The following is a 25,366-nucleotide window of genomic DNA, read 5'->3' as shown; positions in this document are numbered from 1 at the left end:
TAAATAAAGTTCTTCATGCAAATTATGGGCTAAAAAACCGATGTTATTATATAAGTCTGAAGAAAAATACTTTTCTCTATTTTGAATCTCTTTAATTTTATATAAGAGAGATTCTAATTCTTTGTCATTTTTAGTACTTTCAGGATATTTTCTTTTCCTAAACTCATTTAATTCTAATTTTTTTCTAGGTAATTTTTTAAAAAGTTCTATATGTTTTTTATATATTGTAATGTTTGGAATTATTGATTTGTGAAGGTGTTCTAATAAAACGATTCTTTCTTCTTTCTCAGTTTCTGGATTTATCTTTTCTATTATTTCAGAAATAAACATAACATTTTCAAGTAAATGACGATAAATATCTTGTGAGTCAAAATCAAAATTAGAACCATTCGAATTTACTTCTGATGCCCAATATTTGTTGATATCTGAATAGAGTTTGGCTAATAAGACAATACTACCATCTGTGTTATTTACATTTACAGTTTCATTTTCTTCTTCCTTGTTTTTCATAACTCATTAAATTTATCCATTGCTGTTCTTTTTGTTTTATCCGCAACATCGATATATGGTTTCATTGCTTTGTAGTCACTATGACCAGTCCATTTCATTACTACTTGCACGGGAATTCCAATCGATAAGGCGGAACATATAAAAGTCCTACGACCAACGTGAGTTCCCAGTAATTCGTGTTTAGGTAATGTTTCATCTTTTCTAATGTTTCCTATGTAATATGTATGTGTTACTGGTGCGTTTATTTTTGCTAATAATCCTAACTCTTTTAAATAGTCATTCATTTTTTGGTTAGAGATTACTGGAAGTGCTTTATTCTGTTTGTATGGTATGTCAGCATATTTATCAATAATTGCTCTACTATGCTTGTTGAATTCAATAATCAAATTGTCAGAAGTTTTTACTGTTGTAATTTGAAAATAATCATCTTTTATGTCGCTTCTTTTTAAATTGTAAACGTCGGAGTGTCTTAGACCAGTATAGCAACAGAATAGTAAAACATCACGTACTCTTTCTAGGTATGTTTTTGATTCAGGTATTTTGTAATTTACTATTTTAGATTTTTCTTCTTCAGTTAGAAAGATTACGGTTTTTTTTGAATCTTTAATCTTTGGTCTGAAACTTTGAAAATCATCGTTGTTATGATATTTTTTTTCTAAACCCCATCTTAGAAACCATTTTAAGAAACTTAACTGTTTCTTTACGGTAGTGTTTCTCATCTTCTTTTCTTCTCTCAGATAATTAAGGTAATTTGAAAGTCCTTCTTCGTTAAAATCTTCAAATTTTGAATTTGGATTGAAATTGGTGAGATGATTTTTTATAACAGCGAATTTATTTTTAGTAGATGTGCTCCAATTGTTTAGTCTACTACTTTCATTTACAAACTGGTCAAATACTTTAAAAAAAGAGTTTCCATCAGATTTTTTGATATTAACTTTTCCCTTGTTTTTTATTTCATTAACCGCTTGTCTAATTTGTTCTTTTGTTGGGATTTTGTCTTGACTTTCGAATTCATGAAATAGGTCTTGTATTGTAACTTTTAACTCTAATAGGCGAGAATTAATTGATGCTGAACTTTGTCCAAGCTTGTTAAATGCCCCATTCTTTACTTGCTCTTTATCCTGATTCCATTTAGAATTATCTATGCGATAACCCGATTGTATATCTAATCGAGAACCTTCAAAATTTATTCGTAATCTGATAGGTGTATTTTCAATTATTAATACTCCATCTTTTTTTCTCCTTTCAAGCGAAAAGATTAAATTTCGTTTTATTTGAATCATATAAAATAAATTTTACACCCAATTTTACACCCAATTTTACTGAATTCAAGTGGTTTTTTATGATGCGCTATAAAATACAAATATAGTAAAAGTCTTATTATATAAGGGTTATGGTGGTATATGAAGTTTTATGAAATACTAGGTTCGAGAGCCATCTTCTCCACTAGTGTTAATGAGGGTTTCAAGAGATTGAAACCCTTTTTGTTTTATAAACTACATACAGAGTAAGCTTTAAAGCGACGACTTTAATTTCTTAAACTCATGTTCCAAATAAGCTAGTTTATTTAAAACTTGGCTGTCTTTTATATCGGGAACCCTATTGTGAAACACGTATTTTATTTGCCAGAGTTCAACAATTTCAGTGAAGGGCAAGAGGCTTTCTTCTATTCCTGCATGGTCTGCTTTTAAGATAAATGCATTATTGCTTGGAAATATTCTTTTTAACAGTAATTCGTCTTTAGTTAGAATTAAAAATATTTCAGGTTGGGTAATTTTTTCAAAATCACTTTTTGGCGTCCATTCTCCAATAACAATGTCTTTTGGAAATAAGCCATTGTTTTCAGACGTCATTTCTAAATTGTTAACAACAAACGCTCGCAACTTGTTGTCGCTTTTTATGGGTAAGGCAATAGGCGTTAAGTCGTTTATAAAATTTGCGTTAGAAGCAAGATTGATGTAATTATTATGATCTTCAAAAGTGATGCAAGGAATTTCTGTAAATTTCTTTTTTATTATCATGTCAGGATTGCCTTCCAATTCAGCATGAAATTTGAATAATTGATTTACAGTAAGTTCTTTGGTTAAAATATCATCTATAGAGATGCTAAAATAATTAGCAATTTTTATAATAGTTTCTATCTTGGGCTCGCTTCTGCCTTCTTCGTAAGCGCCTAAAGTTCCTCGCTTTAAGTCGAATATGTCGGCAAAAGCTTGTTGGCTCAGAGATTTTACACTTCTTATTTTTTTTATATTTTTTCCGAATAAAGACATTTTAATGCTAATTTTATTTGCAAATTCAATTTATTTCCTTAAATTAGTCTAACAATATTAGCGAAAAATAAAATACATTGCTAATATTTTTAGTTTAAATTGATTTAAAAGCGAGGTGTACTCTTGCTTTTATACATGTAGCCCTAAATTTTATGAACACTTTTAAAGCGCTTTATATAGTGTCTTGTAAGATTATTTGACAAGGTCTTAATACTTTTTTGTATTATTAACTTGGGAAAAAAAGTACTAACTGTAAAACCTAATTATGAAAAATCATTTCCAAATTACGAGAGATTTTTTACTTGAATTAAACTTTAATATAACCAGAGAAAATCCTGAAGATGGTTTGTTGGTTATTCAAAAAGAAAATTCTGGAATTCGAAATCTTATTATAGGAGTTGCTCCACCTATTTTAATTATGGAGCAGTTTATTTTTAAGATAAATAATCAGTCAGAGAAAATATTTAAAAGTCTTTTACAAAAGAACAGAGACATTGTTCATGGGGCTTTTGTGTTAGACGATTCTGGTGACAAAGTCATTTTTAGAGATACTTTACAAGTGCAAAATATGGATTTAAATGAGCTGGAAGGTTCTTTAAATTCTTTAAGTCTGTTAATGAGTGAATACTCAGATAAAATCATTGAATTTTCAAAATATTAAAATACAAACATTATGAACATCTTTAGAAGATTATTTAAAATAGGAGAGGCAGAAACAAATTCTGCGATTGATAAAATGGAAGATCCCATAAAAATGACCGAGCAAGGTATAAGGGATATGAAATCTGATCTTGAGAAAAGTTTAGAAGCTTTAGCTCAGGTAAAAGCATTGGCAATACGTGCTAAAAACGATCAAGAGGAGTTTCAAAATAAAGTAGATGAATATCAAAATAAAGCTATTATTATTTTGAAAAAGGGACAAGCAGAAGAGCTAGAAGTTGCAGAAGCAGATCGCTTAGCAAAACTGGCCTTAGTTCAAAAAGAAGGTGCAGAAAAACAGCTTTTAAGAGCTAAGGAAGAATCTGTTAAATTTGATAATAACGTAGATCAGCTTCAAAAGAATATTCAAAGTATTAAATCGAATATTAGCAATTGGGAAAATGAACTAAAAACCTTAAAAGCCCGAGTTAAAGTAAGTAACGCTACTAAAAACTTAAACAAGCAAATGGCAGAACTGGATAGTACAGGAACCGTTTCTATGCTTGAACGTATGAAAGAAAAAGTGGCTCAAGAAGAAGCTCTAGCTGAAGCTTATGGAGATATTGCAGGAGCTTCAAAATCTGTAGATGAGGAGATTGATAACGCAGTAGATACTTCTAAAGCCAAAGCAGATAACGACCTTGAAAAACTAAAGGAACAATTGGGAATGAAAACCTCTAAAGACAACTAATCTTGACAGAACTAACTAACATACTTTTTTCTGAAGTCAATATTGTACTCAGTATATTGTTAATTATCCTAATCTTATATTGGATAGTTACCATGATTGGTGGCCTAGATTTCGAACCTGATTTTGATTTTGATATTGACGTTGATATTGATGCAGATGTAGATTCTGGTATTGAAGGTGGAAATATGGATTTTGAAGATATTTCGAATACCGAAATTAATCAAGAAGACATTGTTGATAAAAGACGGAAACCTTTAAAATGGTGGCAGATTTTTTTAATCTACTTTAATTTTGTTGGTCTACCCTTCATGTTTACGTTTACGTTCTGGATTTTTGTCTGGTGGTTTATAACTGCAATTACTACCGCTTTAACTTATACATACGATCATTTTTTAGGATTCGCCATAATGATTATTGCATTTTTTCCTGCTTTAATTGTGACTAAAGTGCTAACAAATCCATTTAAAAGCTTCTTTAAAAACTTAAATAAAGATGGCGATGCACCAATAGATTATTTAGGAAGAAAAGCTACATTACTGTCTTCTATTTCTGAAGAAAAAATGGGGAATGCAGAGGTTAAAGTTAATGGAGACAGCATGTCCATCTATGTAAAATCACTAACCGGAGAACCTTTACCGTACGGCGCTAGTATACTCATTATAAAAAGATCGGCAGATCATAATTATTACTTAGTACAGTCTTATAACGAATAATAAATCTTAACACTAATCAAACTAAAATGGAATCAATTTTACCAATTATTGGCATTGGAATAGGTATTTTACTCTTCCTAATCATCGTTTACTTCGCGATAATCGCGATGTTCTATAAAAAAATACCACAAGGTCAGGCACTTATCCGAACTGGTTTTGGTGGCACAAAAGTGGCTACCGATAAAGGTTTGTATACAGTTCCGGTTTTTCATAAGACCGAAATTATGGATATTTCTGTAAAGAAAATTCAGATTGAAAGACTTGCTCACGAAGGTCTTATTTGTAAAGACAATATGCGAGCAGATATAAAAGTAGCCTTCTTTGTTCGCGTGAATAACGATGTAGAGTATATTAAAAAAGTGGCTCAAACTATTGGAGTAGATCGCGCTTCTAAAATAGCCACATTAGAAGATCTTTTTGAAGCTAAATTCTCCGAAGCGTTAAAAACCGTTGGAAAAAAGTTCGATTTTATTGAACTATATGAAGCTAGAAGAGAATTTCGTGATGAAATTGTAAATATTATCGGTACCGATTTAAATGGATATACCTTAGAAGATTGTGCAATTGACTTTTTAGAGCAAACTTCTGTAAAAGAATTAAAGGCAGATAACATTTTAGATGCCGAAGGTATAAAGAAAATTACAGAGCTTACCGCGGTTCAAAATATGAAGGCGAACCTGATTAAGCGTGACGAAGAAAAAACAATTCGCAAGCAAGATGTTGAAGCTAGAGAAGCCATTCTAGAGTTAGATAAGCAATTGGCTGAAAAGGAAGAACAACAAAAACGTGAAATTTCAAACATTAAAGCTCGCGAAGAGGCAGAGATCTTAAAGGTGAATGAAGAAGAGCGCTTAAAGTCTGAAAGTGCAAGAATTATAACCGAAGAAAAAGTAAAAGTTGCTGAAGAAAATATGCAACGTCAAGTTATAGTAGCGCTTAAAAATAAAGAACGTACAGATGCTGTAGAGTCTGAAAGAGTAGAAAAAGACAGGCTGTTAGAAGCTACAGAGCGCGAGCGTGTGGTTACTTTAGCACAAATAGAAAAAGAGAAAGTTGTAGAGGTTGAGAAGAAGAACATTCAAGATGTTATTCGCGATCGTGTTATGCTTGAAAAAGGTGTGGTTGAAGAGCAAGAAAATATGAAAGATATTCAAGCTTTTAAAACCGCAGATAGAGATAAGCAGGTTAAGATTACAAATGCAGAAGCATTTGCTGAAGAAGATTTAATTAAAACTACGAAAGCTGCTGAGGCGCAAAAGCAAGCTGCTAAACAGAAGGCTGAAGAAATTAATATTGAAGCCTTAGCGCATAAAGAAGCAAGTCAGAAACAAGCAGAAGCTCGTAAAATATTAGCAGAAGCTCAAGCTAAAGAAGAAGCGACTGTCGGAATGTCTGAAGCACAAGTTATGCATGCGAAGGCAGATGCTCATGAGCGTCAAGGATTAGTTGAAGCTAATATTATTGAGAAAAAAGCTAAAGCTGAAGCAGCAGGAATTGAAGCTAAAGCAGATGCGAAACGTAAAGATGGTATTGCAGAGGCAGACGTTATCAAAGAAAAAGCATTTGCTGATGCTTCAGGAATAGAAGAAAAAGCAGCTGCAATGAAGAAACTTGATGGTGTTGGTAAAGACCACGAAGAGTTTAAATTACGTCTTAACAATGAACTTCAAATAGAGCTTGCAAATATTAATATTCAGAAAGAAATAGCCGATGCGCAAGCACAAGTTATTGGAGATGCGTTAAAAGCTGCGAAAATTGATATTGTTGGTGGAGAAACTATGTTCTTCGATCAAATTATTGGACAAATTACAAGAGGTAAAGGTTTCGATAGATTGGTGCAAAGTTCTAGTAACATCCAAGAAGTGAAATCTGCGATTTTAGGTGGCGACGATGTAGAAGGTAACCTTTTAGAAAAAGTGAGCAATTTTGCTACTAAATATGGTATTTCTACAGAAGATATTAAGAATGTTAGTATTGCGAGTCTAATTGCAGATTTAAAGTTAAAATCTAAAGATAAAGACGAGCATACTATGCTTGGAAATCTATTAAATATGGCTAAAGGCTTAGGGATTTCAGGAAGTACTATTTCAAAGTTGAGCAAATAAAAAAAAGAAGCCTGCTCTTGTAGCGGGCTAACTTTTATAGATTAATCGACTAACTAGACATTATAATTTTAAAATTCAGGAAAGCATATCATGACTAAGAAACCTACACAGGAAACGCATGCTCAAAAACTTGATGTTGGCACCTATGAGGTGATACAAAACCGACTTCAAAAACAAAAAACTGAATTACAGCAACGACTTAAGAAACTTAATGAAGGTAGAAAGGATGTTTTTGGTTCTTTAGAAACCAAACTTATTGCTAACGACCGTATTAATACAGAAAATAATTGCATCGCTAGAGACATCGTTTCTCTTGGTAATACTTGTGTTTTTGGTTATAACGTTCATTTTGGGTTAAGAACAGACATTACGTTAAAAGACGTTATGAGTGTTTATACATTCAAAGAAAACACATTCGAGCCTATCACTTTAGAGCTTCTTGAAGATGATGTTTTTAAATCGGATTTCGAAAATCTATATAAATATTACCGCAACACTATCTTTTCAAAGTTTGCCATTATTGGAAATTACTTATACATGGTTTTTCAGTTAAGCGATAGTGTTACCGATATTAAAGCGTTTAAATGGTTAATTAAAGATAATACACTACAATATGTAGATAACCGTAGTGATCATGAATATAAGTTGCCAAAACAACATGAATTTAACTGGCAAGAAGTCTCTAGAGATATGCACCGTCGTGGAGTGCATGCTCATGTTTCTATTTTAGATCGTGTTTTTGTAGAAACTATTGGTGGTGATTTAACTATTAAAATAGAAGATAATACAGATGATGGGCAGGGTGTGTATTCGGAAGATGTAGAGTACCGCGACCAAACTTTAGACGATGGACAATATAGATTTGCTAATCTAGGCAACCTTATTGTTTTAGATATTAAACCGTTTCAGGAAAGTTCTAGGTTTTTTGTTTACAATCATAAGCTTAAGGAAGTTCAGAAAATAGATAGTATTAAAGATGCTTGTGTTTTACTTCCGGATGATCACGGCATTATTTTTCCTACAGGTTATTATTTGCAAACGGGAGAATATTACATTTTTGATAATAGTATTTCAGATGTTAAGTTTCAGGAGAAAGTTGCATCTCCTAATGGCGAAGATTTTCTTTACGTATTCTACTCATCCAAACACGGGCTTTATAATTTAATGAGCTATAACGTGATCACGCAAAAAATACAAACTCCAATTATTTGTAATGGGTTTACTATTCTAGAAAATGGTGAGTTGTGCTATTTTAGAAATGAAAATGAACAGACGCGACATCACGTGATCCAGATTTGGCAAACCCCTTATTTAAAGACCGATTTCATGCCTTCTGCGCATAATGATAGTTTGCTTTATAAAATTGGGAATAAGGATATTGTTAAAGCAATGGCCGAGGTAAATGGTCTTATTAATCTTTTAAATAAAGAAGATAATTATGATGGTTTGTATGCAGATTTAGCCAAACGATCTAAAGATATATTAGATTCTTATTATTGGTTAAAAGAAGCAGAAACCCAGCAGTTAAACGAACCTTTAAATGAAATAAATCAGGCAGCAAATGCGGCTATAGACGAGTTTCAGAAGGTATTGCAGTTAAAGAAAAATGCAGGCCAGAAAACAGCAGAAATTAAAGACAAAGCCGAGCAGATATTCAACAAAATTAAAAGTACGAGTTTTAGAAGTATTAATGATTTTGTGAGTTATTTAACCCAATTACGGGGGCTTCGTGGCGAGGCCATAAGTCTCAAAGACATCCGCTATGTTGATGAAACCTTTATTGATGCTTTAGAAGAACAAATCGCAGAGCAAACCTCAACCATATCCGAGCGCTGCGCCACTTTTTTATTAGACGATAAAGCTTTAAAACCTTATGAGGAAGCTGTCAAGGAGAACGAAAAGGGATTAGATAAAGTAAAGAAAGTTGTTGAGGCTAAAATATTAGAAGAAAAAGTAAACGATATTTCAAAAGACCTTGAACTACTTATAGATATTGTTTCGAATTTAGAAATAGAAGATACTTCGCATTCTACAGGAATTATAAATAATATCTCACTAATTTTTGCTACTATAAATCAGTTAAAAGCTGGGATTAGAAAGAAGCGTAAGTCTCTTGGGAGTGAAGAAGCTCAGGCCGAGTTTGCTGCGCAATTAAAACTTATAGATCAAAGTATAATTAATTACTTGGATATAGCCGATGTTCCAGAAAAATGTGACGATTTTCAGACAAGAATTTCCATTCAGTTGGAGGAACTTGAGGGTAAGTTTTCAGATTTCGAGGAGTTTATTAGTCTTATTTTAGAAAAAAGAGAAGAGGTTCAAAATGCTTTTCAAGCACGTAAAAATAGTCTTATTGAAAGACGAAATAAACGTGCCATGGTGTTTCAAAAATCTGCAGAGCGTATTTTAAAAGGCGTTAGAAAAAAGATGGAGTCGTTTACTGAAATAGCAGATATAAATGGCTATTTCGCTTCAGATATTTTGGTTAATAAGGCTAGAGATCTTGCTAAGCAACTTCAGGAAATGGACGATAGTGGGAAGTCTGAAGAGATCTTGTCGTTATTAAAATCGGCTCGTGAGGACGCTTTAAGAAAGCTAAAAGACAAAAAAGAACTTTATGAAGATGGTGATAATGTTATCCGTTTAGGGAAGCATAAATTTGGGGTTAATAATCAAGAGCTCGATCTTACTATCGTATATGCCGATGGGCATTTAAAATACCATCTTACAGGAACAGATTTTTATGAACATATTGAAAATGAAACACTTTTAAGTTCTCAGGAGTTTTGGGATCAGGATTATATTTCTGAAAACAAAATTATTTATAGAGGTGCTTATTTGGCTTATAAAATATTTCAAAAAGATAAGGAGTCTATAATAGATAAAACACCAGAAGACCTATTAAAATGGGTTCAGAATGAAAGTGGTAAAGATTATTCTGAAGGCTACGTTAAGGGTGTTCATGATTTGGATGCTACCAAAATATTAACTACACTTATTCAGAAATATAAAACGTTAGATCTATTAAGATTTCATCCCGAAACCAGATCTTGTGCTCAATATTTTTGGCATTTTACAAGTCAAGAAGAGCAACAATATCTTAACGAGGCTATAAAAGCCGCAGGAGAGGTTATTCAGTATTTTCCAAATACGAAGGAATACGATTTTATATTACACAAGCTTCAAACGTCGATTTTAAAATTTGGTGAAACTTCGGGAATTTACGATGCTACTTTCGCAAATGATGCCGCACACTACCTTTTTGAAGAGCTTCAAAATGACGACGTTTTTCAAAAAAGTGGTATTGCCATTCAAATTAAAGACGCCTTTTTAGAAAAGCTGAAAGCGCAAAAAGCCGATCTTAAATTCAAAAAAAGTTTAGATACATTAGAGTCTAATGAGGCAAAAGTGGGCTTAATTCGTCAGTGGATTAAAGCCTTCTTATCGAGTGAAAACGCTGAAGATATTTATCTAAAACTTAAATATGTTAACGAAGTGGTGTGTTTAATCTTATTTGAAGATGAAGCTGTTTTAAATACAAAATTCACCTCGCCTTCAGAAAATATTCAAGGCTTGTTAGGTGAACATTCCACTATTGTAAAAGGTGAATATCCGTTTAATTATCATGATTTTATAGCGGTTCATAGTAGCTATTTCAATATAAAAGTACCTGCGTTTAATGCTTTTAGAAAAGCAAAACATGAGGTGACTGTTCAGTTAAAAGACGATTTAAAATTGGACGAGTTTAAACCAAGTATTTTAAGTTCTTTTGTAAGAAATAAATTGATAGATCAGGTCTATTTTCCGCTGTTTGGAGATAATATGGCAAAACAATTGGGAACAGTTGGCGATCAAAAACGAACAGACAGAATGGGATTGTTATTGCTTATTTCGCCTCCAGGATATGGTAAAACCACCCTGATGGAATATATAGCGAATAGACTGGGTTTAATTTTTATGAAGATTAACGGGCCAGCTATTGGTCACGATGTAACATCTGTAGATCCTGCTTCTGCAACAAATTCTGCAGCTCGAGAAGAGTTGAAAAAATTGAATTTAGCTTTTGAAATGGGGAATAATGTGATGTTGTATTTGGATGATATTCAGCATTGTAATCCTGAGTTTTTGCAAAAGTTTATTTCTTTGTCTGATGGAACTCGAAAAATTGAAGGTGTGTATAATGGGAAATCCAGAACTTACGATCTTCGTGGAAAGAAGTTTTGTGTGGTTATGGCAGGAAATCCATATACCGAAAGTGGCGATAAATTTAGGATTCCAGACATGTTAGCGAATAGAGCAGATATCTACAATTTAGGAGATATTATTGGAGATACCGCGCATTTGTTTAGGTTAAGTTTAATAGAAAACTCATTAACGGCTAATCCGATCTTGCATCAATTAAGCTCTAAGAATTTTGAAGATGTTTATGGCTTACTTGATCGTATTGAAAATGATAATAAAGAAGTGCAGCTAACAGGGAATCATACAAATCAAGAGATTCAAGAATATGTGTCTGTTTTAGAAAAAGTAATCCAAATTAGAGATTCCGTGCTTAAGGTGAATGAAACCTATATAAAAAGTGCAGCTATGGAAGATGAATATAGAACAGAGCCTTCATTTAAATTGCAGGGATCTTATAGGGATATGAATAAATTGGTTGCTAAGGTGGTTCCTGTGATGAATGATAAAGAATTGAAAACATTGGTACTTTCTCATTACGAAAGTGAATCTCAAACGTTGACATCTTCAGCCGAGGCTAATTTATTGAAATATAAAGAGCTCGTTGGTCTGTTATCTCAAGAGGACACAATAAGATGGAATACTATAAAAGACACCTTCCAAAAAAACAATAAGCTAAAAGGATTTGGAGATAAAAATGAAATGGCTCAATTGCTTTCTCAAATGATGCAATTTTCTGAAAACCTTGAAGGTATAAGGAAAGCATTACAAAGTGGATTTCAAAAATAGGAAGCATTACAAAGTTATTTATAAATATTATCAAAACGTAAGGCTATGTTTCAGTTTTACGTTTTTTTTGTTTTCTCCGTCTTGATTGAAACGAGATTATTTGCGTAATCTAACTTGTACTAAGTTCAATAATTACTGAAATAAAAAGGATGGCGGTTATAAATCAAATTTTTCTAAAAAGGTATCTTCATCGTACTCTTTAGCCAGTTTTTTAAACTGAGATGGTGTGTGTTTAAATTGTGCTTTAAAACATTTTGAAAAATATCTAGGATCGTTAAACCCAACGGCAAAACAAGCTTCAGAAATATTAAGGTTGTTTTTAATTATAAGTACTGCTGCACGTTTTAATCGTAAGAGTCTGAGTAGGTCTACAATTGTTTTTCCAGTTAACTTTTGGCACTTTCTGTAAATGTTAGAATAGCTCATATTCATAGCTTCAGAAAGACTTTCTAATTTAAATTCGGGGTTGTCTAAATTGGTGTTTAAAAGGGCTATTAATTTTTCTAAAAATTCATCGTCTTTAGATTTTTCAATAGTCACTTCAGGAGCACTTAAATGTTTTAAATTCGCTTTGGTATATATTCTTTGGTTTTGAGCTAAAATATTGCGGACTTTTAGTTGTAATTCGTTTATATCAAAAGGTTTTCTCATAAACTCAATAGCACCGTATTTTAAGCCTTTAAGCTTATATCCTGTTGGGTTTTTAGCTGTTAAAAATATTAATGGAATATGAGATACTTCTCGGTCTTTTTGTAAAATCTTACACATTTCTAAACCGTCCATATTTGGCATAGAGATGTCTGAAATAATAATATCTGGTAAGAAATCTTTTATCATTTTTAAGCCTTCTTCTCCATTATATGCTCCGTACACATTATAATGTTCATTAAAGACTTCTAGCAAGAAATGAAGCATTTCAAAATTGTCTTCAACAATAAGAATGGTTTCTTTATTCTCGTTATTTTTATAGTCCGTTTCGTTTAAGGTCGATAAATCTATATGTGGCTTAATAGATTCGTTTTTAACCGCATCAAAGCGCTCTGTTTTAGTGTAAGCATCATCTTTTAGTGGCAGTGACACTGTAAACGTTGTGCCTTTATTTAATTTAGATTTTACATGTATTTCTCCTTTATGGAGTGTGACTAATTCTTTTACAAAAGCTAAGCCAATGCCCATACCTTTGCTAAATAAGGTGTGACTTGATCTGTAAAATAGTTTAAAAATATCGTTGTATTCTTTTTTAGAGATACCATATCCAGAATCTATAATAGAGATGTTCAGTTTTTGATTTGTAGTGTCTAGCTTTGTTTTAATGCAAATACGTCCATTAACTGGCGTGTATTTAAAAGCGTTTGATAGTAAATTGTAAATAATATGTTCTACAAGTTCACTGTCAAAATAGAGTAAGTATTCATTTTCAAAATGGTTTAATTCCAGATCTATTTTTTTAAATCGAGCTTCTTCTCTAAACGAATCTGAAATTTTGTTTAATTTTTTTATGATATCTTTTTTAGACACTTTTAATTTCAGTTGGCCAATCTCTTTGTTTCTTATGGTTGTTAGTGTATTGGTTATTCTAGACAAGCGCTTAGCATTGTTGTAAATAACCTTTAAGCGTTGGTTTAAAATGGGATCGTTTTCATGTTTAGTTTTTTTAATGATCTCTTCCGCTGGACCCATAATTAAGGTAAGCGGTGTTTGTATTTCGTGAGACATTTTAGAAAAAAAGTTCATTTTTTCGTAATAACTATTGGCTTCTTCTTCATTTTTAACCTTCTGAAGGATTAAGTTTTTCTTTAAATAATACCATTTATATATCCCATAAAATATCAAGGCCAAAAGTAAGGCGTACACTACAAAAGCCAGCGGATGCATCCATAATGGAGGAGCAATAGTTATCGCTATATATTTTGTAGGAATATCCCAGTTTCCTTTTGCTGTCGCAGCTTTAACCTCAAAGGTATATGCGCCATAAGGTATATTTGTGTAGCTGGCAATACGCGTGTTTTTAGTGGTTTTCCACTCGTCATTAAATCCTTTTAATCTGTAAGCGTATAGGTAATTGCTATTTAGAATATTGCCGATGGCAGAAAATTTAAAAAGAAAGGACGATTGATTGTCTTTTAACTTTAAAGTTGTTGTTTTTTCTACGCCATCTTTTATTTGTTCGGGGATTATTATAGATGCCGGTTTATTAAGTATTTCTATGGCGTTTATAATTAACTGTGAATGAATTTCTGTTTTAGAAATTTGTTCTGGATAAAAGCCGTCTACACCATTAAGGCCTCCGAAATATAGCATTCCAGATTTGTCCTTAAAAGCACTTCTTTGAGTATAATAGTCGCTAAAAAAACCATCTGCTTTTGTATATCTTTCGCTGCAGTCGTTAGTAACATTTATATTCCATAATCCATTGTTAGAGCCTAACCAAAGATTGTCTTTGTCTTCTATTAAAACAGTGTGAAAATCGGTTCCATCTAAAGTTTTAAAATCATTAAATTTCTTGAAAGATTTGTCGTTTACATTAATATTATAAATTTGACCTTCTAAGTCTACCAACCATATTTTTTGGTCACCATCATAAGCCATGGAAACAATAGAATTGTATTTTTTGATGTTTCCGTAGTTTACATTCTCAAATGTAGAATGTTCTAATTCGGTATTTTCGTTAAACATAAAAAGGCCTCCGTTGTCTACACCTAACCAAATTTTATCGTGAGCATCTTCAACAATACATCTAATTAATTCTCCGTTTAAGTTATTTTCACCAAACTTAAATGTGGCTATTTTCTCTTTTTGTGAATTGAAAATGTATAAACACACATCTGATGCTACCCATATACGCCCTTTACTGTCTTTAAAGGTGGTTAAAACGTCTGTTGGTATTTTTCCGTAGGTGTTCGATAAGGATATTTTTGAAATTTGTGCTGTTTTTGAATCGTAAAACCACAATCCGTTTTTGTAAGTTCCAATCCAAATATTACTATTATTGTCTTCTGAAATAGTTTGAATATAGAAGCCTTCTAAAGAATTATTTATGGTGAGAAATTGTTCCTCTACTCCTGTGCTGAGGTTCTTTTTTGTTAATCCTTTACCGTCTGTTCCGATCCAAATGTTGTTATTTGAATCTTTTAATAATGACAATACTCGTGCAGATATATTACCTTTTAGACCGTTGTGATGAAATATGGCATTGTTACTATTTACTAATATATTTATGTCTCCGTAATTAGAAATAACCCATAAGTTTTTATCGGAATCTTCGTTAATATGAATGATGGAATTGGCACTTAAAGACGATTTATTTAAAGAAGTATGCCTGTACAGCGTAATATGTTCTGTCTCTGGGTGTATTCTATATAACCCTTCTCCATCCGATCCTGCCCAAATAATTCCATCGCTATCTTTAAATAGCGTTAAAATCATGTCTTTTTCAAGAATGTCTACACCATCTTTATAGTACGAATACTGTGTAATATTCTGATTAGCAATATTGTATTTGAATAAGCCCATATATTTAGTTCCTATCCATAAATCATTAGAATTAGAAAGCGTTAAATACATAATCCCGGGATGGTTGTTATAATCGCCTTTAATTTCTGTAAGCGTGTTCGCGTGGCATTTAAATAAACGGCCTTTATTTGTAGTTATAAAAATGGCGTCTGCCTCTGGAAGGATTGTTAAATCTACAATCTCGCTGCCTTGGAGTTCAGATTGAGGTCCGAGTTGGGTGTGTTCAATTTTTAAAGTTACAGGGTTTAAATTGTAAATAACATTTGAAAAATCGATAACCCAGATTTTTGATTTTTCTACAAAAATCTTATTAATTAAGAGCTCGTCTTTAGATTTTAATAAGTGGTTGTTAAGTTGGGTGTATGTACCGTTTTGTTCTCTTTTTGCTAATAATCCTTTTTTAGAAAGGACCAACACGTTGTTATTGGCGTCTAGATTTATAGTTTCAATTTCATCGTCTATGTCTGTTTTGTTGAAAATAGCATCTATAGAATGAAATGTATAGTCGTACCCATCATATTTCATAAGTCCGTTAGACTGAGACATCCAAACGTATCCTAAAGCATCTTGTAGTGTGTTTTTAATGGTGCGATATCCATTTTCTGTTTTAGGAGTGATATGTAGAAAAGAAATTTCGTTTTGACCGAATAGATTATGAAAGCACAGATTCAAGACTATAATCAAAAGAATTTTTAGTTTCATTTTAATGAGGGAGGCATTTATAATAATTAAAAAAATTTAGAATATTTCTGTAATATACAAACATAATTAACTTTTATATAAACGTAGCATACACCAAGTTCTATATATCTCATCAGAAAATTAACATTTTCTGATGAGATATTAGAGCATAACTTTTATTTTAATTTAGATAATCTATTATGTAAAACGTTTACCGCTTGAACTCTTATTTTGTTTTGTTCTTTTAATTCTGAGTCGTAAAGAAACCCTTTGTTTAAGGCGATAAATCTTTGGTCTAGTTGTTTGGCGTCTTTTAAAATTTGATCTAATTTTTTTAATAAAACGGGTGTTTGAGAAGTGGTGAAGTTTTCAGAGTTATATTTGGCTTCAACTGCTTTAAAACTCAAATACTGCATTCTTAAATCTGCCATTAATTTAAAATGATTGAATTCGTCTTGATGTGTAGCTGGTTTTATTTGAAATAATAATGTTCTTATAGCTGCATAATCTGACTTCATTTTTAAAACAGCAGCATCGCTTTCGGGTTTTTCGTTACTTACAAGTTCTGGTTTAGCAGATAAAAATTGCCATAGTTTTTTAGAGTCGTTTGTGTTTAATCCAAACCGGCTCTTTCCGTAATTTATAACAAAGGTTTCTGGGTGTATAGGCGTGTTTGTTTTAAGAGCTTCGGCATAACTTGCAATTAAAATCCTAAAACCAGATAAAGGGTAAGTGTTTCTTATTTGTACCATGTCTATAACATCGTAACCCACATCCCAAGTAAAACCATATAAACCTGTGGTAGACCAAGAGGTCATAACAATACCTTTGTAATTTGATTCACGAGCATAGGGAATGAACTCCTTTTGATTTTTAAAATGGGTAGTCCAATCTGTAACATACCAGTTGTCTGGGTGAGACCGTATAGATGGCGATCCCCAAAATGTGAATCCCTGATTTTGTAAATTGGGAATATCTCCAAAATGATTAATGTTCCAACCATAATTCCAATCTATAAAAATGGTCTCTTTTGGTAATTCTGAAGCCGCTTCAGGATGTTTTAAAATAATATCGGCCCACATGACTGGTTTCTTGCCTAATCCTATTACAATTTCTGTAATCATCTTCATGTGGTCTACAAAGAGTTTAGATTTACCCTCAGCTTCAACTTTTGCCATACATTTATCGCAATGTCCTAACAAATAGGTTTCGTCACCGCCAATATGTATGTAGTCTGAGTGGTGCATGTTCGCCAACTCTGTAAATAATTCTGTAAAAAGGGCTTTGTTATCGGCTACTTCCATTGGACAGAGCTGAGAAATATCCTTATTGTCTTCTTTTAAATTACTATATCTGCTATGTCGTAAAATATACTCTACATGACCTAAAGTTTGTTGTAACGGAATAACTTGAATGCCTAAAGCGTTACAATGAGAAATAAAATTTGAGACTTCTTCTTCTGTATAAGAATACGCATTAGAAATTGTAGCATGTTTTTTAAAAGGGAATGTTCCTTCCCATTCCATGATTAAAGTATTTATACCAAAATCTGAAAGTGTTTCTGCGAATTCATTCAGGGCTTTAGGCGTCATAACTTGTATGCGCAAATCCAAATGAAACCCTTTAATACTAAACTCATTATTAGGGAGTTGTTCTGTTTGAGCTTGTAAGTTAGAATGTCCAAAAAAGATACTTATTACAAGTAAACAGCTTAAAATATGTTTGAGTTTCATCGGGTTAAAAAGGGTTTTAATTTCTAATATGTTAGCTATTGTAAGACATTGTTAATGATTTATTTTGCTGTAAGCATCTGCGTCAAAATAGAACGAGCAATTGGGGTGTTCTTTAAGTATGGAAGCTGGACAAGCTGTTGTTATAGGTCCTAATAGCGTTTGTTTTACGGCTTCGCTTTTGTTTTTACCTAATACCACACAGAATAAATGGTTTGCATTTATAAGTATGGGTATTGTTAGGGTTATTGCTCTTTTTGGCACCTGCTCTATAGTGTTAAAACACTTATCGTTTACTTGTTGTGTGCGACATGCGTGGTCTAATGTAACGACTTTAACGCTTTCAGTATCCTTAAAATTTGCCACGGGAGGATCGTTAAAAGCAATATGTCCATTTTCGCCAATACCTAAACAAACAATATCTATGGGTGCTTCTTGTATTATTTTGGAGTAGCTAAGCAGTTCGTCTGAAATAGTATCACTTGGATTTATAAGACGCTTGTGTGGGATATTTACTTTACTGAAAAGGTTTCGTTCTAAGTAAGATGAAAACAACTGTTCCGAACCGGGTGCGAGTCCAATATATTCATCCATGTTGAAAGCTTTTATTCTATTCCAATCAATAAGTGTTGAAGCTGTTAAATAATCAAGCATGGTGTCTTGAGACGGGGCTGCTGCGAAAATAATTCGAACAAACGGTTGGGTATTTTGCAACTTTACGATACAATCTTCAATGGCTTTTCCGGCAACTTCTCCAGTTTTAAACTTGTCGGATAAAATATTAATATTTTGAGATGGCTTCAGCATATATAATGAATGGTTATTTCTAGAAGTGAGATAGGTGTGTGTTGGGGTAGTGTCTCTCAAAAATAGATGTTTTTATGAAAAAAAATATATTTAAGAACCTATATTTTACAGATTACGAGTGTAATACTAATATGTAACGGTAATTTGACGAAAACGTTACGGGTGTGAGTTTAGCTTTCTTCATTACTTTATTAAAAATCTAAAAAATGTTAAATGAAGAGAGGTCTTAATACCTATAAACTAAGACAATATTTAGTTTTTTTAAGTCTAACGCTGTGTATACAATGTTGTTCTGCTCAGGAACAAACTGAAGTCGCTTCAACAGAACATAGCGAAAAGATGACTTGGAACTTTAATACGTTAGAAGGTTGGGAGGATGGTTCTCAGAATGTAAATCAGGATACTAATTACAGTATTACAGATGGTGTACTACATATGTTTACAAGAGCTAATACCTGGGATAGACCTAAAGTTAAAACACAAGAAAAAATATATAAGCAAGGCATGTATTCGTGGCGTGTTTTTGTTCCTGAGATGGGCGTAGGAGATAAGGCAAGTATAGGCGCCTTTATATACCATGACGATGCCCATGAACTAGATTTTGAAATTGGTTATGGCAGTGCTCATGTAAGACAAGGCGTTCAGGCAAAAGAACAAGATTTGGTAGTTTATATGACGTCTCAAGCCAATCCGTTTCAGTCTATTATAAAAACTGTAAAACGAAATGCTTGGTATACGTTAGCGTTAGAGCTGAAGTTAGAAAACGATATGTATGTTGCTGTATGGTATATTGATGGCATAGAAATGAGCCGTTTAAATCTTAATTATGGTGAAGACACGAGTTTCTATATTTTTTGTAGCGTAGAAAACTTAGAATTTATGGGCGATCATATTCCTAAACAAGATAATTATGGATTGTTTGACGATGTAGAATATGCGCCTTATTGAAAAATATAAAAAGTTGGTTTGTTTTTAAGGTTGGAAGATATGTAATGTGTCTTTCGGCCTTAATTTTTGTTTCAGGCAAGAATAAATCAATAGTTAAGTTGTTTAATTAATACCTAAAATTTATATGCAGTTTTTAGATTGGATTGTACTCTCAGTATATTTTTTAATGCTTTTATCTATTGGGTTATGGGCGTATTCTAAAGTTAAAAACTCAGCAGATTTTTATACCGCCGGAGGGAAATTACCTTGGTGGTTGTCTGGGATCTCGCATCACGTTTCTGGTTATAGCGGAGCAGTTTTTGTGGCTTACGCCGGAATAGCTTATACACATGGATTTACATTGTATGTTTGGTGGGCTTTTACAGTATCTATAGCTACATTATTAGCGGCTTTTTTTATTGCACCGCGATGGGCTAGATTAAGACAATTTGCAAATATACAATCGCCAACAGAGTATTTACTTATACGTTATAATCTTAAAACACAACAAATAATTGCATGGATTGGTACACTTATTAAGGTGTTTGATACTGGTGGTAAATTAGCAGCTATTGCAGTATTGTTAAATGTATTTAGTGGTGTATCGATCACTTTTGGTATTTTACTAGTCGGTTTTGTTTCTCTAGTTTATATTACAATAGGAGGCTTGTGGGCAGATGTTTGGAACGATTTTTCTCAATTTATAGTACAAGTTATTGCGGGCTTAACCATGTTTGTTATCATTATTATGAATACCAATGACGGTTTAGAGAGCGTGTTAACCATGTGGGACAAACTACCAGAAGGGCATTCTAAGTTATTTAACGATCCCTACACTATTAGCTTTGCTTTTGCTATGCTGTTAATTAATTTTTTTAGTTACAGCGGTGGAACATGGAATCTGGCAACGCGATTTATATCATCATCATCTGCTTCTGTGGCAAAAAAAGCAGGGATACTATCTTCTGTTTTATATCTTATTTGGCCGTTAATTTTGTTATATCCAATGTTTGCTGCGCCTTTGTTTCTAGAAAATTTATCAGATCCTACTTTGTCTTACGGGTTAATGGCAAAAAAATATTTGCCAACAGGTTTGCTAGGCTTGGTGTTAGCGTCCATGTTTGCAAATACTTTGTCGATGACGGCTTCAGATTCTAATACAGTGTCATCAGTAATATGTAGAGATATTTTACCTAATCTGACATCAAAATTTAGAAATCTTCCTAGGGAAAAAGAGCTTAAATTAGCAAGAATCACCACGTTCTGTTTTACTTTAGTTACTATAGTAGTTGCTCTTAATGCAAGTAAATTTGGAGGCATTTTTGGACTTATAGTTACTTGGTTTGCTGCATTGCTTGGTCCTATATCAATTCCTGTAATATTAGGATTGCTTCCTGCGTTTAAAAAATGTGGCAGTGTTGCTGCTATGGGCTCAATAATTGGGGGATTAATTGTTTTTATAGCATTAAAAATTATAGATCAAGATTCATTAGCTTTAGAAATGGGTGGTCCTATATTTGCATCCTTATGTCTATATATTATTCTAGGAGTATTCAATAAAAAAAATGTTACTACAGAGTTAGAGGAATTGTATTTAAACTTAAAAGGTCGTAAGTCGTTTTAAAAAAAAAAGCATGATTTTTAAGGCATTAGATTATAGAACAAATTTGCCCATTAAGCTAGAGGTTAAAGGTGATAAAATATATGATATTTCTGTATGCGATGAAAGAATAGATTCCAATTTTTTTATTGCTCCGGGGCTGGTAGATATTCAATTAAACGGATTTCAAGGTATTGATCTCAATCAGCTGGGATTAAAAATGACAGATGTTAAGACCTTAGCTCAAGTTTTATTTAGAAATGGAGTAACCACTTTTTTTCCAACTATCATTACAAATGCTGTAAATGCTACACATGATTTGTTAGCTGTAATAGCAGCGGCTTGCGATGCCTATCCTGAAATAGATAAGTGTATAGGCGGTATACATCTTGAGGGGCCGTTTCTATCTGCAGAAGAAGGACCTCGCGGAGCGCACAGAAAAGAATTTATACAGGCACCCGATTGGGAACTGTTTTCATACTGGCAAAAGGCTGCTAAAGGCCGAATTAAAATTATTACACTTGCTCCGGAATGGGCAGGGTCTTCAATCTTTATAAAACGTTGTGTAGCATCTGGAGTTGTAGTGTCTATAGGGCATACTGCTGCAAATCCAGAACAAATTAAAGCGGCTATAGAAGCTGGCGCTCGAATGTCTACGCATTTGGGTAATGCGTCTCATGCGATGTTGCCGCGCCATATTAATTATATTTACGAGCAATTGGCATCCGAAGAATTATGGTCTACAGTAATAGCTGATGGTTTTCATCTTCCAGATTCGCTTTTAAAAATTTGTATTAAAGCAAAACCCAATCAAACCATTTTAATAAGTGATGCAACTTCTTTCGCAGGTTTACCAAGCGGATTATATACAGGACATATCGGAGGTGAGGTTGAATTAAATTCTGAAGGAAAACTACATGTTAAAAACAATCCGAATTTACTAGCGGGTTCTGCACAGTCTGTAATGTGGGGCGTAAATCAATTAGTGAAAAAACAAATCTTGTCGTTACAAGAAGCATGGAATATGGCATCTTTAAAACCTTCTGCCTTTTTTAATGGAAATGCAACGAACGCTTTAGAAGTTGGAAACCAAGCCGATTTTGTAATCTTTAAAAAAGAACATAATAATTTAAAGGTTATAAAAACCATAAAAGCTGGAGAGCTTGTTTTTGAAAATTAGCTAAAGATAAACAATTGATCACGGATTGTAAATTAGTCATGTCTTAAATTTGATGTTGCGTATTACTTCATTATTGATTCTACTATTCATATTTTAAGTTCATCATTAGAATCAAAAAAAATAGTAAGCTTAGTCTTGCTTTAAAATGGGCTCTTTCCTTTAATCTCTTCCATGAATTTGTTGTTTTTTAATTTCAAATTTTACTTTTTTTAAATAATTATGTACTGTATATAAGTAATAAAACTAGGATTGATGAAAATTTAAGATAAATCTTAAATTCATGAGTTTTTATTGGTTTTATTGGGCTTCTTGTTGATATGTCGTCGTATTTTGCAGAATAATTACCACTCTTTATAGTGTTTATACTATAATATTGTAAACACACATTACTGATTATTTCGATAAGAAGACAATGTGTGATTTATTAACTATTTATCCACACTCTTTTGTATGAAAAAAACATTATTTAAAATTATTTGCGTGCTTATATTTGGGGTAGTCATACCTGTTCAAGCCCAAGAGAAAAATATAAAAGGCACATTAGTAGACACAGATGGGGCTCCGTTACCTGGAGCAACCATAACAATTAAAGGTACTTCAAAAGGCGTTGTATCTGATTTTGATGGTAATTTCTCAACTACTGCATCCCCAGGAAATGTACTTGTTTTTTCTTTTTTAGGGTATAGTACCAAAGAAGTTAAAATTAATACAGAAACCAATTTAAGGGTTGTTTTAGAATCTGAAGTTAGTCAGTTAGATGAAACAGTCATAATAGGTTACGGTAGCGTAAGAAAAGAAGATTTAACAGGATCTGTAGCTGTAATTGATGAGAAAAATTTTAACCAAGGCCCTTCGGTAGGTGTAGAAAACTTAATACAAGGTCGGGCTTCTGGTGTGCAAATATCTACAACAAGTTCTGAACCTGGTGCAGATATGTTAGTGAGAATTAGAGGTAACAATTCTGTTAACAGTAACAACAATCCGTTATATGTTGTAGATGGTTTTCCTATGGAATCACTATCTAATAGTATTAATCCGGCAGATATTTCGAGTGTAAGTATTTTAAAAGATGCTTCGGCAACTGCTATTTATGGTACAAGAGGTGCCAATGGTGTTGTTATCATTACAACCAAACGTGGTAAAAAAGGACAATCTTCTATAACATATACAGGAAGCTTCTCTATTCAAAATGCCAATATAGATGCTTATGATTTTATTGATTCTGCAGATTATGCTACGCTTCAAAACCAAATAGATATTTCAAATGGCATAGCGCCTTCATATACAGACGAAGCTATTGCGCGTATTGATGAACTTGGTTTACAAACCAATTGGCTAGACGAAGCTTTTCGTACAGGATACACTTCAGAGCATCAGCTTGCTGTTAGAGGTGGTAACGATGATACTAAAATGTTTTTCAGCGCAGGGGTTTATTCTTGGGATGGTGTAGTAAAAAACACCTCTTTTGATAGGTATAATATTCGTTTAAATGCAGATCAAGATTTATTAGACGATAGAATAAAAGTGGGTGTGAATACCTCACTTTCTGCAACCGAGAGCGATTTTCTTGGATTCTCGGCAAGTTCTTTACAGGACAATATTTTAAGAGGTATATTTCAAACCAGTCCGCTAAATCCAACTTACGATGTTTATGATGCACTGTCTACAGAAGACAAAGCCTTAATTTTTGGTAATTCATCTCCTACAGATCCATTAGAGACGTTAGAGATTATGGATAATAATGGCACCAATTATTTTGTATTAGCGAATGCTTTCTTAGAAGCTAAAATTTTTAATGATTTTACGTTTAAAACTCAAGGAGGAGCCAGAATTGTAAATCAAAAGATTAGTCAGTTTTTACCATCCTATTCCAGTTTAGTGGCTTCATCTTTAGATCCAGGTTCTGCAAGACAAAGTCATCTATTATATAAATACTATACATATTCAAACTTATTAAGTTATGATAAATCTATAGGAAAACACAGTATTAATGCTGTTGCAGGATATACGCACGAATGGAGTAGTGAAGAGTATTTTTCTGCAGGTTCTAGCGATTTTACTACAGATGCCTTAGGGTACTATAGTCTGCAAAGTGGTGCTACAATTTTAACGCCATCTTCGTATATCGCAGAGAGTGAACTGGCTTCGTATTTAGCACGTGTAAATTATATTTTTGATGAAAGATATCTGCTTACTTTAACCTATAGAAGAGATGGATCTTCAAAATTTGGAGATGGTAATAAATGGGGAGATTTTCCAGCAGCAGCATTAGCGTGGAATGTTCATAATGAAGACTTCTTTAAAAGTGATTTAATTTCACAATTAAAATTAAGAACCAGTATCGGAATAACAGGTAACGATAGATTTGGAGTTGGACTGGGACAAAGTACATTTTCTCCGTCGGCTTCTGTAACTACAGATGGAACAACTCTGGCAATAGGAACCATTTCTTCTCGAGTTGGAAATGAAGATTTACAATGGGAAGAAACTAAAAAGTTTGATTTGGCATTAGAAATGGGACTGTTTAATAACGCCTTAACTATGGAATTAGGGTATTATAAAAATAATACTACCAATTTATTACTAGACAAAACCATTGCGCCTTCTAATGGAATAGAATCTATACTTACCAATGCAGGTGAAGTAGAAAATAGAGGATATGAGATTGGTTTAAACTATAACAAGACTTTTAATAGCGGATTTAATTGGACCACTAATCTTAATTTTTCTCAGAACGAAAATGAAGTTATTAATCTTGAACTAATAGAAGGAACCGATTTCTTACCAGGAGAAGAAGCGAGAATAGATGGTAACGTAAGCGGATCATATTCTGTATTAAAAGAAGGACTTCCAATAGGAACCATTTACGGATATAGATACTTAGGGATTTTAAAAGACGGTGAAACTTCTGCTACCCAACCAACCGCTGTGGCGGGAGATCCATTATTTGAAGATCTTAATGGCGATGG

The 25,366-nt window shown here is 32.8% G+C and carries 15 protein-coding genes; 9 read left to right on the top strand and 6 right to left on the bottom strand.

Features of this window, described 5'->3' with window-relative positions:
• The 3 genes from AST99_RS09190 to AST99_RS09180 form a co-directional block, all read right to left on the bottom strand.
• Positions 1–510, bottom strand: a 510-nt coding sequence (locus AST99_RS09190; protein ID WP_057781543.1) for a hypothetical protein, incomplete at its 3' end; no start/stop codon positions are given.
• Positions 507–1,793 (bottom strand): site-specific integrase, encoded by a 1,287-nt coding sequence (locus tag AST99_RS09185; RefSeq protein WP_244973256.1) that lies wholly within the window; start codon positions 1,791–1,793, stop codon positions 507–509. The genes AST99_RS09190 and AST99_RS09185, both read right to left, overlap by 4 nt.
• A 231-nt stretch (positions 1,794–2,024) precedes the next feature.
• Positions 2,025–2,783 (bottom strand): helix-turn-helix domain-containing protein, encoded by a 759-nt coding sequence (locus AST99_RS09180; protein ID WP_057781542.1) that lies wholly within the window; start codon positions 2,781–2,783, stop codon positions 2,025–2,027.
• Positions 2,784–3,048: 265 nt separating this feature from the next.
• Here AST99_RS09180 and AST99_RS09175 point away from each other — a divergent pair, with 265 nt between their 5' ends.
• The 5 genes from AST99_RS09175 (at position 3,049) to AST99_RS09155 (ending at position 11,959) form a co-directional block, all read left to right on the top strand.
• A complete protein-coding gene (locus AST99_RS09175; RefSeq protein ID WP_057781541.1) occupies positions 3,049–3,444 on the top strand; it encodes a type III secretion system chaperone family protein in 396 nt (131 codons plus the stop codon).
• A 12-nt stretch (positions 3,445–3,456) separates the two neighbouring features.
• Positions 3,457–4,173 (top strand): PspA/IM30 family protein, encoded by a 717-nt coding sequence (locus AST99_RS09170; RefSeq protein ID WP_057781540.1) that lies wholly within the window; start codon positions 3,457–3,459, stop codon positions 4,171–4,173.
• A 2-nt stretch (positions 4,174–4,175) separates the two neighbouring features.
• Positions 4,176–4,886, top strand: a complete 711-nt coding sequence (locus AST99_RS09165) for an OB-fold-containig protein (protein ID WP_057781539.1) — start codon at positions 4,176–4,178, stop codon at positions 4,884–4,886.
• A 26-nt stretch (positions 4,887–4,912) separates the two neighbouring features.
• Positions 4,913–6,991 carry a flotillin family protein gene (locus AST99_RS09160; protein ID WP_057781538.1) on the top strand — a complete coding sequence of 693 codons (2,079 nt, stop codon included), beginning with the start codon at positions 4,913–4,915 and terminating at the stop codon, positions 6,989–6,991.
• Between the two features lie 90 nt (positions 6,992–7,081).
• Positions 7,082–11,959, top strand: a complete 4,878-nt coding sequence (locus tag AST99_RS09155) for a DNA repair ATPase (RefSeq protein WP_057781537.1) — start codon at positions 7,082–7,084, stop codon at positions 11,957–11,959.
• Between the two features lie 156 nt (positions 11,960–12,115).
• Here the strand turns inward: AST99_RS09155 and AST99_RS09150 are convergent, their stop codons facing one another.
• The 3 genes from AST99_RS09150 to AST99_RS09140 all read right to left on the bottom strand — a co-directional run bounded on the left by AST99_RS09150 (position 12,116) and on the right by AST99_RS09140 (position 18,750).
• Entirely contained in the window at positions 12,116–16,174 is a 4,059-nt protein-coding gene (locus AST99_RS09150) for an ATP-binding protein (protein WP_057781536.1), read from the bottom strand.
• 155 nt (positions 16,175–16,329) lie between these two features.
• Positions 16,330–17,886 carry a family 20 glycosylhydrolase gene (locus AST99_RS09145; protein WP_069727831.1) on the bottom strand — a complete coding sequence of 519 codons (1,557 nt, stop codon included), beginning with the start codon at positions 17,884–17,886 and terminating at the stop codon, positions 16,330–16,332.
• Positions 17,887–17,937: 51 nt separating this feature from the next.
• Positions 17,938–18,750, bottom strand: a complete 813-nt coding sequence (locus AST99_RS09140; protein ID WP_198151453.1) for a 6-phosphogluconolactonase — start codon at positions 18,748–18,750, stop codon at positions 17,938–17,940.
• A 153-nt stretch (positions 18,751–18,903) separates the two neighbouring features.
• Here AST99_RS09140 and AST99_RS09135 point away from each other — a divergent pair, with 153 nt between their 5' ends.
• The 4 genes from AST99_RS09135 to AST99_RS09120 all read left to right on the top strand — a co-directional run.
• Entirely contained in the window at positions 18,904–19,638 is a 735-nt protein-coding gene (locus AST99_RS09135; protein WP_232301604.1) for a LamG domain-containing protein, read from the top strand.
• Positions 19,639–19,762: 124 nt separating this feature from the next.
• Positions 19,763–21,241, top strand: coding sequence for a sodium:solute symporter family protein (locus AST99_RS09130; RefSeq protein WP_057781534.1), 1,479 nt, complete (start codon positions 19,763–19,765; stop codon positions 21,239–21,241).
• A 10-nt stretch (positions 21,242–21,251) separates the two neighbouring features.
• Complete coding sequence (locus tag AST99_RS09125; RefSeq protein WP_057781533.1) at positions 21,252–22,397, top strand: N-acetylglucosamine-6-phosphate deacetylase; 1,146 nt, start codon at positions 21,252–21,254, stop codon at positions 22,395–22,397.
• A 450-nt stretch (positions 22,398–22,847) separates the two neighbouring features.
• A partial coding sequence (locus AST99_RS09120) for a SusC/RagA family TonB-linked outer membrane protein (protein WP_057781532.1) occupies positions 22,848–25,366 on the top strand: 2,519 nt, incomplete at its 3' end.

The sequence above is a fragment of the Formosa algae genome, from assembly GCF_001439665.1.
Classification (GTDB): Bacteria; Bacteroidota; Bacteroidia; order Flavobacteriales; family Flavobacteriaceae; genus Formosa; species Formosa algae.
The sequence above is the reverse complement of the archived record's forward strand: the minus strand, read 5'-3'. Positions and strand labels throughout refer to the sequence as shown.